Here is an 11,688-nt window from a genome sequence, read left to right as displayed (position 1 = left end):
GGATGGTCTCGTCGCCGCTCCTTGAGCGGCCGCGAGACCGTCCCTGCTCCGGTGGCGTCGCCCTGCGGCCGTGGGCGGTCGGTGAGGCGCGCCTGTGTCCGGTCTTGCGGCCGAGTCGAACTGTTGGGTCCAAATTATTGCGCTGCTCATGATCAGCAACTGTCAAGCCAAAGACCCGACTCAAAGAGGTTGTCGTAGGTCCCGGAAGTGGTCCCTCCTCTGACGGTTGGTGTCTGGCCGCGCACCGTAGAGGACGCTTCCGACCTCGCACTCGGACCAGCACGGGTACAGCGAAGACCGACGTGAGGCGTTCGGCCCGCACGGCCTGGTCGTATCGAGCCGCCGAATTCGGATGGCAGGCGGCACTCGGCCCAGGTCATCCTGACCTCATGGGAAACAGAGCCAATATCGTCGTGGTCCGCGAGAACGGCACGCATGAGCTGTACCGAACGGGCTGGGCGGTCGGAATCGACCTCGACTTGCTGGACGGGCCTTCGGCGTTCCTCGCGATGCTTCCCGAACTCCGCCAGGACGGCTGGTGGTTGGGCGACATCATGGCCGAGGGCGGGGTGCTGCTCGACCTCGGCCGGAAGGTGCTGATGTTCTTCGCCTGGGAGGGCCCGAGCACCGAACTTCGCTACCGCGCTGCCGTGTTCGGATTGATCCGAGCGGCGTGGCCCGGCTGGGATGTCCGTTGGCTGTACGACGGGCCGGCCGAACTGCGCGAGTACGTCGGACTGGACCCGGAGTACGTCCGCTGTCGCGACCAGCACCGCTCTCAAGCCCCGCTCCTCGCCCCCGACGACGAGGACCTGGCCTGGCCCGACCCGGGCGGTGTCGTGATCACGGTCGGAACCGACGGCTGCCACGTCGCCTCCGACGGGATCGCCCACCCCGTCCTCGAGGGCGTGTCCCTGCTCGACCGCCTGGTGGACGACCCCGGGCACGGAGTCTGCCGCCTGCACGTCAACTCCGGCATCCACATCGACCCGCAGCGCCGCCGTCTGGGCTGGTGGTCCCTCCCCTCCTCCCCGCAGGCGTACCGGGTACCGGACTTGTGGCCCGGCTGGAGGGTGGTGTTCTGGCAGGACGACTGGGAACAGCACATCAGGGTCGGCGGGCGCTTCTCCCCCACGCCGTTCGACGCCGGGGAGGAAGCGAGGGCCGCCGTGCTCGCCGCCGCCGCGGAGCGGCGGGCCGCGCGGGCCCACTTCCGCGCCCAAAGGACCCGCCACCGGACCGCACCGGCTCATCCCCTGGGGGACGGACCGGCACCGGTCTGATCATGCACGCTCGTCATCGACCGCCCTGTGCGAGTACTGCCGGAACTACGACCGGAAGCACAACGCCGTCCGGTCCGCGCACCTGACGGGACTACGGCCCCGTCGCACTCATGAGAACGAACGGACAGTGAATGCTCACCGCTTCGGGAGGCGGCGGGGGCGGAGTTCGCTCGTGTTCGACTTTCTACAACTGCCGCCGATAGCGGTGAGATGAGCACTGATGCCTCACCCACCGGTCAATATCAAGGGGCAGAACCGCTGACGACCTCCGCCAGTTCATCAGCGGCCTCGGGCGTCAGGCGGTAGAACCCCTGAAGGCTGTTCGATTTTTCGAGGCGACCGTCCACCACGTACTTCAGGCCGCGGGTCTGTCCTCGCCGGTTGCGCCAGGCAAGCTTGGTGAGCACTTCACCGGAGACAGATGCATCGAAGCGCACGGGCGTGGCGTCCACGTGCACCGCCTGAGCCCCGCATCCGCCGGCGCCGAGCATCGACCAGTCGTCATGGCCGGGATACGCAGGCTCCTCCCAGGTGGTGGGGGCTGTGCCGCAGCAATCGCGACGGCCCGCTTCGATCACTCGCATCTGACTCACCACGAACACTTCGCGTTGCTTGACGTGCAGCGCGTACACCTGGTCCCCTGGGCGAGCGCCCGACCATGCGGGCAGGGAGGAGTGAACGCCGTTGAATGCGACCGGCGGTCGCTCACCCACGCGCCCTGCCTTGCGCAGCGCTCGGCACGTGTCATGGGTCCACAGGACGGTGAAGGCATCAGACATGCCGTGATCCTACGAACAGGGACTGACAGCCTCCTGCGTGAGGCAACGCCGGGGGGTGGTTCCGTGAGGCCGGCATGCGCCTGGCCCACCGGCTTACGCGGCGCGGCGCGCGCATCAGCGGCTCCGACGTACGCCGCACCGGCACGACCCAGGCCTCAAGAGACGGCGCTGCCTCGTGTACGACGGACACCAAGCGGGACAGGTCGCCGGCGCGAGCGCGGTCGGGTGGTCGAGCGCGGTGTCGGCAACGAACCCGGAGCTGGAGCAGGCGGCACGTCGGGGATTCCGGTCGTGCACCGCTCGCACGTGTTCTTCCGACCGCTGCGTTCCTCATCGACGCACAACAACCCGGCGAAGCCGTGAACTCGCGCCGGAAGAGCTTCCTCAGGGCTCGTCACACGAGTCAGGGGGCTGTGGTGGCAGACTCGGCCGTATGTCCGAGCAGCTTCCAGGTGTGACACCGGCCGGAGTCGCCGACCCGTTTCATGATCCCCTGTCCGAGTACGCCGAGCTCTATCCCGAGGTGGTGGAGGCAGGTTCGCTGCAGAGCGCGATCCAGACGGCGGTCGATCGTGAGGGGCTTGCGCTTGCGGTCGAGCTGACGTCCTCACCGGGCTGGCGCTACGTCGCCGCGATGACGGAAGCCGACGACCGCTCGGCGAATGTCCTGATGGCCGACGGCGCGCGCACGTTCATGGTCGACTGCTGGGCCGACGGAGTCCACATGGCCTCGGGCAGCACGCAGAACCTGGCCCAGGTGGCCGGCGCACTGCACACCTGGATTCAGGGGGCCGGGGTGCGCGACCTGGTCGCGCGGTGGGCCTTCCTGAGGACCTGGGAACCGGCCGAGGCCCATGAGCGAGGTGAGGCCGTGCCGGCACGGTGGCAGATGATGCGCGAGTCCGCCGCGCGCAGGCAGGACGCCGACTGGCAGGACCTCATCGAGTCCGCCTTTGAACAGCCGCGCCTGCGGGTCCTGTCGCCCGGACGCTCCATGTTCTGGCTGACCTTCAGCCGTCGGGCCGCGCCGCCCATCTGTCGCGACCTCCCGCGGACCAGACCGCTCGGCAACGGCCGGTTCGAGGTGGCCTTCGCGGACGGCCGGGTCCAGGAGGTGGACGGTGCGGCAGCAACGGTCGCGATGATCCTGGACGGCCTGCCTGACGATGCTGCCCCGCGACCTTTGGGATCATGACACGCCGACCTCATGAGTCCTTGGCTACCCCCCTCGTCGTCCCGGAGGAGATTCACGCGAGGCAGAACTCGTTTCCCTCGATGTCCTGCATCGTGATGCACGACTCGTTGACGCCGTCGGCGCGCTGCGTCAGCACGTGCTTCGCGCCGAGCGCCATCAGCCGTGCGCATTCGGCCTCCAGTGTGGCCAGGCGCTCGTCACCCACGAGCCCGGCGCCGACCCGCACATCAAGATGCACCCGGTTCTTGACGACCTTGCCTTCAGGAACCCGCTGGAAGAGCACGCGCGGGCCCGCACCTGAGGGATCGGTGCACCCGAAGTAGACCTCGTCCTCAGGAGGCAGCGAGCGGTGGTACTCCTCCCACGTGGCAAAGCCTTCCGGGACTGTCGGCACGACGTACCCCAGCACCTCGCACCAGAAGGCGGCGAGGCGCGCAGGTTCCGCGCAGTCGAAGGTCACTTGGAACTGCTTGATCGTTGACATTGGCGCACGATAACAAGGCCAGTGCCTCTCCCCATGAACGGGTTACGGGACAGCCCTCAGGTGCGGCGGATGACCAGGACGGCCACGTCGTCGAGGTGGTCCGCGGCGACGACGGCGTCGAGGAGGAGATCCGCTGTCGCCTGGACGTCGAGCCGGTCGTGGAGGGCCTGGCCGGCCAGCGTTCCCGCTCGTTCCAGCCCGGCCTCCAGCGTCAGGCCCGGCCCCTCGACCAGGCCGTCGGTGACCATGACCAGCGCGGTGCCCCGTTCCAGGGTGAAGGTCTCCTCCCGGTAGTCGATGTCGGGCAGGACACCCAGGACGGGCCCACCGGGAAGGGTGCGGATGCGGTGGCTGCCGTCGTCGCGTGCGTGGAGCAGGGGGACGTGGCCGGCGCTGGTGCCGATGACCCGACCGTCGCGCGGATCGACGTGCAGCATGGTGCAACTGGCGAAGCGTGGAGCGTCCATCGTGGTGAGCAACTCATTGGTGCGCGTCAACACCGTTGCCGGCTCAGGCTCGTGGGCGGCGATCGCGCGCATCGACGAGCGCACCTGACCCATGAAGACCGCGGCGTCCACATCGTGCCCCTGGGCGTCGCCGATCTCCAGCGCCACCGCACCGTCGGGCAGGAAGAACGCGTCGTACCAGTCGCCGCCGATGTCCAGCCCGTCGCGGCTGGGCTGATAGCGCACGGCGACCTCCAGGCCCGGGAGATGTTCGGGCAGCGTGGGCAGCATGCTCTGCTGGACCGCCGTGGACAGCTCGACGTGGGCCTGCTGCAGACGGATGCGCCTCAGGGCCTGGCCCGCCAGATCGGCCAGCGTGGTCATGAACGCGAGCTTCTCCGGGGACGGGGGGTCCTCGCAGTCGTGCGTCACCGCCCAGGCGCCGAGGGGCCGGTCGCCCGGCGGGCTGAGCGGAGTGATCGACATCGCGACGTCGGGGCCGGGCGGTGCCTGCGCCTCGGCGGCATCGCCCGGCCAGCACCGCGCGAATTCCTCCTGGTTGGCGATGAACTGCGGCTGACCGGTACGGATGGCACAGGGCAACGGCCGGTCCTCACCCAGCGACGGACCGAGCAGAGCGTCGGCCTGCCAGGTGGGGATCCCGGCATCCGAGGAGACCCGCAGACGTCCGCCGTCGACGAGCGCGAAGAGAGCGCCGAAACCGCCGAACGCCGCGGAGAGCCGGGTCAGGACGACCTGCTGGAGATCCTGCTCGTCGGCGGCGGTGAACAGGGCTGAGGAGAACGCGGCGATCTCGTCGGCGCGCTGCCGCTCCGCAGTCAGCGCGGCCAGCAAGTCCTTGCGGTGCGTGTCCGTCGTGGACTCGTCGCGGATCACCCCGAAGACCCGTTCGGGACCGCCGTATCCCAGCCTGATGCGACGGGACTGACTGACCAGCGTGCGCCAGCCGTCGTGCTCGGTGTGGAACCGCGCCCTGATCCACGAAGACTGGGCGACGGACGAGCGCACAAGCCGCTGCACGTCCTTCCGGTCCTCGGGGTGCACACGCCGGATCACCATGGGCAGGGGCATCGACGCCTGTGGGAAGAGTGTGGCCAGCGCGGGCTCGCCCCCCAGCCACTCGATCCGGTGCTCATCGGGTGAACACATGTAGAGGCCGAGGCCGGCGGCCTTGGCCGCCAGGTCGAACGGGATCAGCAGGGCGCCCAGGTCATGGCGGGCGTCCAACGAATGCACCCACACAAGCCGCTCGCCGCCCGCGGGGTCCGTCACCGGCCGCGCCTCGACCAGGCAAAGCACGGACGCCTCCCCCGACCCGGGGAATTCCAGCACCCGCATGGCGAGCCGCTTCGTCGTGGCGCCGTGCGCCAGCAGGCTCTTGGCCGACCTGCGCTGGTCTTCGGACAGCAGCTCGGTGAAGCGGCGGCCCACGCACTGCTCCCCGGGCCTGCCCAGCGTCGTGGCCATGGCGGCGTTGAGACGGCGGACGACACCGTTCAGGGTCAGAAGAGCCGAGGGTGTGTCCCGCTCCAGGAGTTCGTCCGAGGCGTCCATCTGCCGCTCCCTGACCGTCATCGAGCGATATGACCCCGATAGACCTCATAATCCTATCTGCCGCCGAGCAGGTCGCGCCTCCCCGTGCGGGATCCGGAAGGGTGTGACCCCGACACAGACTGGACCTTTTAGTCCTCTTCACCTAGGCTGCGACGCGCACGAGGAACGGGAGGACCGGGATGCCTGACGTCCTGTATTCAGACGCGGAATCGGCTGTGACAGTGAGCAACAACGAGAAAGAGCATCGCTACGAGATATCCGTGGCCGGTGGGACGGCCGGCCACATGGGGTACCGGGCAATTGGCGACCGACGCGTACTGATGCACACGGTCATCTACGACGCATACCGGGGGCGCGGTCTCTCCAATGTCCTCATCAAGGGCATCCTGGATTTTCTTCGCGTCCACGGAAACACCATTTCGAACTACTGCCCAGTGGTCGAGCGGTTCATACGCAAGAATCCCGAGTACATCAGCCTGATCGACGCCAAGCATTCAGGCACCTGGATCTCGACTTCGAGCTGAGAATCCGGCTCAGTCCACGACGTAGGAGCGTACGTAGGCCAACGCCATCTGCATGGAGACGCGCATCGGCTCGACGTCCTGGGCGGTCTGGGCCAGCAAGTAGCCGCCCTGCAGGGCAGCCATGACGGCGGTGGCGAGCTGTTCCGGGTCCGCCTCCTCACGCAGCGAGCCGTTGGCCCGCATGCGCTTCAAGCCTGCCGAGATGAGTTGCTGCCACTCCGCGAACGTGTCGGCGAGCTTGCTCCTCGACGTGGGGTCCTGCGCCGCCCGCGCGCTGACGAGCGAGCCCAGCGCGCACCCGTAGGCACCGTTCTGCAAAGAGTTGAGTTGGATGAGCTTGTCGCTCCACCGTTCGAGCGCGCGAAGGGAATTCATCCGCTCCAGCATTTGCCGATCACGGTTGAGGACCTGATCGGTCCGCAGTTCGATGACACTGTGGACCAGCTCGTCCTTGTCCGCGAAGTGGCGGTAGAGCTGGGATTTACTCGTCCCGCTCGTCGCTCGTACGTCGTCGAGTGAGACCGCGTTGACGCCCCTGACATGGAAAAGCTCGGCAGCGGCCTGAACAATTCGGTCGCGGGTGACAGCCCCGCGTGAGGTCAGGCGCCGCTCCTGCCTGGGAGCATCGTCGACGGACATGTGCCCGATATTACTACGCGCGATCACCGGTCCACGGAAGAGCCCGAGAGCGGTGCCGAGTGCCCCTCCGCCCCCGGACAGGGGCGAGCGCATGGGGTGCGACTCTTCGCAGGTGCGCGTGACAGGCCCGCCGCGCGGACCACTTCCGTCTCTCACTGAATGTGCAGCGGAGTCCCTTGGACGACACGGTCCCTTCGGCGGTGCCGAGGGCGGAGCGCGGGAGCCTCAAGGTGCCCATCAAGGCCTGAGCCCGGAGACTGGTGCGTGTGGCGCGTCCGCACCCCACCTGCTGCGAGTCGGTCCCCACAGGGTTTCCGGTAGCCGCCGGCCCCGGTGCCCGGTCGCCCGCGCGTCGCGGGGTCTCGAGACGGAGCGCGGTGCATCTTCAAACAGGACCATCTCGACCAGTCACAAACTTAAGCGACCTGCTAGAGTGCAGGTCGGATCATATTTGTGGACCTTTTGGTTCACTTCAGAGGACTCTGCGGCCGGCCGTGCGCAGCGCGCAGACGGCGACGGGATCCAGGGAGGTACCCGATGAAGGCGATAGTGGTGACCGATCAGGCCGCGGGGACGGCCGGAATGAGGCTGGCGGAGCGCCCCACGCCTGAGGCTGCGGGGAACGATGTGCTTGTTGAGGTTCACGCGTCCGGATTCACCCCTGGGGAGCTGACGTGGCCCTCGAACTGGACGGACCGTCTCGGCCGCGACCGCACACCGTCGATCCCCGGCCATGAGCTCGCCGGCGTGGTCAGCGCCCTCGGCTACGGCACGACGGGCCTGTCCGTGGGACAGCGCGTCTTCGGCCTCACGGACTGGACGCGCGACGGCACACTGGCGGAGTACGCGGCGGTCGAAGCACGCAACCTCGCGCCGCTGCCCGGCGATGTCGACTTCACGGTCGGGGCGAGCCTGCCGATCTCGGGCCTGACGGCGTGGCAGGGGCTGTTCCAGCACGGTCGGCTTCAGCCCGGTCAGACCGTCCTCGTGCACGGCGCCGCCGGCGGGGTCGGATCGATGGTGACGCAGCTCGCACGCGAAGCGGGTGCCTACGTCATCGGCACCGGACGTGCCGCCGATCGCCGGACGGCGCTCGACTTCGGCGCGACGGAGTTCGTCGACCTGGACAACGACACGCTGGAGGACGCCGGCGGAGTTGACCTGGTGTTCGACGTCATCGGTGGCGACATCGGGAAGCGGTCCACGGGCCTGATTCGCGCCGGAGGAACGCTGGTGACCATCGCCGGACCGCCGGAGGCGCGACCCGCGGACGGTCTGGCCGTCGACTTCGTCGTCGAGTCCGATCGCGCCCAACTGCGCGAGGTGGTCCAGCGGGTGCGGGACGGACGGCTCCGCACGGCCATCGGCAATGTCGCGACGCTCGATGACGCCGTCGCGGCCTTCAATCCGGCCGAGCGGGTCAAGGGAAAGACCATCATCCGCGTCCGCTGAGGGCTCATCCACGTTCCCGGCCGAGCGATCCGCTCCGCCCGGTGATCGACAGGGGTGCCCCGTCATCCAGGCGGGGCCGGCACAGATACAGGAACGGCCATGACCAAGGTGCTGTGGACTGACACGAGCGGCTCGATCAGGGTCCTCAAGGACGAGGACAACAGGTTCTACGAGGTTCAAGAGGACGGCAACTACGCGGGCCTGCTCGCCTACGAGCGCAAGGGCACCCAGTACAGCCTGACGCACACCTACGTCCAGGACGGTTTCCGCGGCCGCGGTCTGGGGACCGCGTTGATCCGCGAAGCGCTGTTCGATCTGGTGCAGGAACAGGCGGCGGTCACCAACCGGTGCCCCGTCATCGACCGCTTCATCGAGAGGTACCCCCGGTTCCGCGAGGACCTCGACCTCGGGCCGCAGACCGTCGACGACGCCCGCAACTGAGGCGAATGGTTCAGAAGGGCAGAGAATGGCGATCGCCGGCGGAGCCACAGCGCGTGCCCGCCTGATCCGGGCCGCCGCGGACCTCTTCTACGTCAAGGGTGTCGACTCGGTGACCCTGGAGGACGTGCGGGCAGCGAGCGGGCTCACCGAGTCCCAGTTCAACCGCTGTTTCGCGGACAAGGACGAGCTTGTGCACAGTGTCATCGAGCTGCGTGCCCAGCAGATTCTCGAACGCGACCAGCAGCACCTGGAGCGGATGAGTTCCTTTGGCGCCCTGGAACGCTGGAACGAGTCGATCATCCGCCTCAACTCGCTCCGGGACGGGGCCTACGGGTGCGCTCTGGGTGCACTCGCCGGATCCCGCGCGCCTCACGATCCCGTGGCCCGGAATCTGCTCGCCGAGAAGTTCGGCGAATGGCAGGAGTTGATCGCGGCCGGCCTGCGCCGGATGCAGGAGAACGGCTCGCTCAAGAAGCACGTCGATCCCGCGAAGCTCGCCGTGTCCGTGATGGCCGCGCTGCAGGGAAGTTACGTGCTGGCCCAGGTGGCACGTGACGTCGAACCGATGCGCGTCGCCATGGACATGGCGCTGGCACACGTGAAGACCTACACCGTGGACTGATACGCGGCGCGCGAGGCCCCTGCGCGCCGCATCTCGCGACCCCCACGGACAACACACGCGCCGACCGGAAAACCGCGCGGCAGACCCCGAAGGAACAAGGACATGAGCGACAACGAAGAGCCCTACGACATAGTCGTTTTCGGGGCCGGCAGCGCCGGGTACGCGGCCGCATTGCGCGGGGCCCAGCTCGGGCTCAGCGTCGCCCTGGTCGAACGCCACAAGCTCGGCGGCACATGCCTCCACAACGGCTGCATCCCCACCAAAGCCATGCTGCACGCGGCGGAACTGGCCGATCAGGCGCGCCATGGCCGTGACGTGGGAGTGCACTCGTCCTTTCGAGGCATCGACATGGAGGCCCTGCACGCCTACAAGGACAGCGTGGTCTCGAGCCTCTGCAAGGGGCTCACCGGCCTCGTCGACGCACGCGGCATCACCTACGTGGAGGGAGAGGGCCGGCTGTCGTCGGCGACCTCGGTCGATGTCGGCGGCCGACGGCTCACGGGCCGCCACGTCGTGCTCGCCACCGGGTCCGTTCCGAGGACCCTGCCCGGACTCGAGATCGACGGACGGCGCGTGATCTCGTCGGACCACGCTCTCACCCTCGACCACGTCCCCACGTCCGTGATCGTGCTCGGCGGCGGCGTCATCGGCGTCGAGTTCGCCTCCGCGTGGTCGTCGTTCGGAGCCCGGGTCGCTGTTGTCGAAGCCCTGCCGCACCTTGTCCCGGCGGAGGACGAGACCGTCTCCGGCCGCTTGGAGGCCGAGTTCCTCAAGCGCGGCATCACCCTTCACCTCGGCGTCCCCTTCGCCGGGAGCGAGTACACGGAGGACGGTATCCGCGTCCGGCTGGCCGACGGCAGGACGCTGGAAGCGGACCTCCTGCTCGTGGCCGTCGGACGAGGCCCGGTCTCCCAGGGCCTGGGATTCGAGGAGGCGGGCGTCGCCATGCACAGGGGGCACGTGCTGGTGGACGAGTACATGCGCACGAGTGTCCCCACCATCTCGGCCATCGGGGACCTGGTCCCCACTCCGCAGCTCGCACACGTCGGCTTCGCCGAGGGCATCCTCGTCGCCGAGCGCGTGGCCGGACAGCGTGCCGTACCGATCGACTACGACGGCGTCCCGCGCGTCACGTTCTCCCGCCCCGAGATCGCGTCGGTGGGCCTGACGGAAGCCAAGGCCGAGCAGGTGTACGGGGCCGAGAACATCGACTCCGTCGTCCACGATCTCGCGACCAACGCCCGCAGCCGGACGCTGAGAACGGAAGGCCACGTCAAGGTCGTCCGGAGGAAGGACGGGGCAGTCGTCGGGGTCCACATGATCGGCGACCGGATCAGTGAGCAGATCGGCGAAGCGCAGCTCATCTACAACTGGGAAGCGCGTCCCCAGGACGTCGCCGGCCTCATCCACGCCTATCCGACGCAGGGCGAGGCGCTCGGTGAGGCGACTCTCGCGCTGACCGGCAAACCGCTGCATTTGCAGGTCTGATACGGCGACCGCTGGCACGCCGCCACAAAGAGTTACGCAGTCCATACGCCACGGCGTCAATCTGAGGCATTACGCCATTGACCTGTACGTTTCCGGGACATTGATCAGCAATAGCAAATCGAAGAGGACTTGACAGTCCCGTTTTGCCTTTGAGACGCTGAAGAGAGTTCGTCCCAAGCAGTGGCTTTTGTCCGGAGCCCTCCATAGCGCGACGGCCGCATTCCACAGCGAACGTGAGGCATTCCCCATTGCGGGCCTCCCCCCTTACGGCCACATTCGCCGCGTCGATCCGACCTGCAGTGAACGCCACACCACGCAGAGAAGGAACAGACACATGAACCACACCAAGCAGACCACCGAAGACCTGGCGATCCTCGACCAGCTCAACAACGACTATGTCCACTCCGACCAGTTCAACGACGTGCAGCGCTTCAGCGAGTTCCTCGCCGAGGACTTCGTCGTTCAGACTCCGGGCGTCACACGCAACCGTTCCGAGTTCCTCGAATACATCGCCGAGCCGCGGCCCTTCAAGGATCTCGCTGTGCACGACGTCAAAATCCGCATCCTCAGTGACGTCGCCCTGATCCACGCCCGTGCCACCTACACCCTGCTCGCCGACGGCGCGCATCAGGAAGCCCTCTACACGGACACCTACCAGAAGCGTGACGGCAATTGGGTCTGCGTCTCGGCCTGCGCGATCGCCCCTGGCACCTGACCACGCCCGTTCAGCCGGACCCACTCATCGGGTCCCTCAACAGAA

At 67.8% G+C, this 11,688-nt stretch carries 12 protein-coding genes; 8 read left to right on the top strand and 4 right to left on the bottom strand.

All coding sequences use genetic code 11. From position 1 onward, the window contains the following. Positions 1 to 389 precede the first annotated feature (389 nt). Entirely contained in the window at positions 390 to 1,283 is an 894-nt protein-coding gene (locus ABZ883_RS01960) for a hypothetical protein (RefSeq protein ID WP_360899891.1), read from the top strand. Between the two features lie 242 nt (positions 1,284 to 1,525). On the opposite strand, the gene ABZ883_RS01955 is transcribed toward ABZ883_RS01960, so the two are convergent. Next, entirely contained in the window at positions 1,526 to 2,062 is a 537-nt protein-coding gene (locus tag ABZ883_RS01955) for a hypothetical protein (protein ID WP_360899888.1), read from the bottom strand. A gap of 433 nt (positions 2,063 to 2,495) precedes the next feature. Here ABZ883_RS01955 and ABZ883_RS01950 point away from each other — a divergent pair, with 433 nt between their 5' ends. After that, positions 2,496 to 3,257: a DUF6193 family natural product biosynthesis protein gene (locus ABZ883_RS01950; RefSeq protein ID WP_360899885.1), complete on the top strand. Its 762-nt coding sequence runs from the start codon at positions 2,496 to 2,498 to the stop codon at positions 3,255 to 3,257. 52 nt (positions 3,258 to 3,309) lie between these two features. Here ABZ883_RS01950 and ABZ883_RS01945 read toward each other — a convergent pair whose 3' ends face one another. Both ABZ883_RS01945 and ABZ883_RS01940 read right to left on the bottom strand, forming a co-directional pair. Beyond that, positions 3,310 to 3,741 carry a VOC family protein gene (locus ABZ883_RS01945; protein ID WP_360899882.1) on the bottom strand — a complete coding sequence of 144 codons (432 nt, stop codon included), beginning with the start codon at positions 3,739 to 3,741 and terminating at the stop codon, positions 3,310 to 3,312. Between the two features lie 56 nt (positions 3,742 to 3,797). Next, positions 3,798 to 5,762: a SpoIIE family protein phosphatase gene (locus ABZ883_RS01940; protein WP_360899879.1), complete on the bottom strand. Its 1,965-nt coding sequence runs from the start codon at positions 5,760 to 5,762 to the stop codon at positions 3,798 to 3,800. 221 nt (positions 5,763 to 5,983) lie between these two features. Between ABZ883_RS01940 and ABZ883_RS01935 the strand changes: the two genes are divergently transcribed. Beyond that, positions 5,984 to 6,286 carry a GNAT family N-acetyltransferase gene (locus ABZ883_RS01935; protein WP_360899876.1) on the top strand — a complete coding sequence of 101 codons (303 nt, stop codon included), beginning with the start codon at positions 5,984 to 5,986 and terminating at the stop codon, positions 6,284 to 6,286. A gap of 9 nt (positions 6,287 to 6,295) precedes the next feature. Here ABZ883_RS01935 and ABZ883_RS01930 read toward each other — a convergent pair whose 3' ends face one another. After that, on the bottom strand, positions 6,296 to 6,925 hold the full coding sequence (locus ABZ883_RS01930) for a TetR/AcrR family transcriptional regulator (protein WP_360899873.1): 630 nt from the start codon (positions 6,923 to 6,925) through the stop codon (positions 6,296 to 6,298). A 537-nt stretch (positions 6,926 to 7,462) separates the two neighbouring features. On the opposite strand from ABZ883_RS01930, the gene ABZ883_RS01925 reads away from it, so the two are divergent. The 5 genes from ABZ883_RS01925 to ABZ883_RS01905 all read left to right on the top strand — a co-directional run bounded on the left by ABZ883_RS01925 (position 7,463) and on the right by ABZ883_RS01905 (position 11,643). Then, positions 7,463 to 8,377, top strand: a complete 915-nt coding sequence (locus tag ABZ883_RS01925) for an NADP-dependent oxidoreductase (RefSeq protein ID WP_360899870.1) — start codon at positions 7,463 to 7,465, stop codon at positions 8,375 to 8,377. 99 nt (positions 8,378 to 8,476) lie between these two features. Next, positions 8,477 to 8,818: a GNAT family N-acetyltransferase gene (locus ABZ883_RS01920; protein ID WP_360899867.1), complete on the top strand. Its 342-nt coding sequence runs from the start codon at positions 8,477 to 8,479 to the stop codon at positions 8,816 to 8,818. 25 nt (positions 8,819 to 8,843) lie between these two features. Then, positions 8,844 to 9,440, top strand: coding sequence for a TetR/AcrR family transcriptional regulator (locus tag ABZ883_RS01915; protein ID WP_360899864.1), 597 nt, complete (start codon positions 8,844 to 8,846; stop codon positions 9,438 to 9,440). Positions 9,441 to 9,542: 102 nt separating this feature from the next. Beyond that, positions 9,543 to 10,928 carry a dihydrolipoyl dehydrogenase gene (lpdA, locus tag ABZ883_RS01910; RefSeq protein ID WP_360899861.1) on the top strand — a complete coding sequence of 462 codons (1,386 nt, stop codon included), beginning with the start codon at positions 9,543 to 9,545 and terminating at the stop codon, positions 10,926 to 10,928. Positions 10,929 to 11,262: 334 nt separating this feature from the next. Further along, on the top strand, positions 11,263 to 11,643 hold the full coding sequence (locus ABZ883_RS01905; RefSeq protein ID WP_360899858.1) for a nuclear transport factor 2 family protein: 381 nt from the start codon (positions 11,263 to 11,265) through the stop codon (positions 11,641 to 11,643). The last annotated feature ends 45 nt before the right edge of the window (positions 11,644 to 11,688 follow it).

Origin of the sequence: Streptomyces sp. NPDC046977 (genome assembly GCF_040644455.1) — a bacterium.
Taxonomy (GTDB): domain Bacteria; phylum Actinomycetota; class Actinomycetes; order Streptomycetales; family Streptomycetaceae; genus Actinacidiphila.
This window is presented reverse-complemented; position numbering and strand designations above follow the sequence as displayed.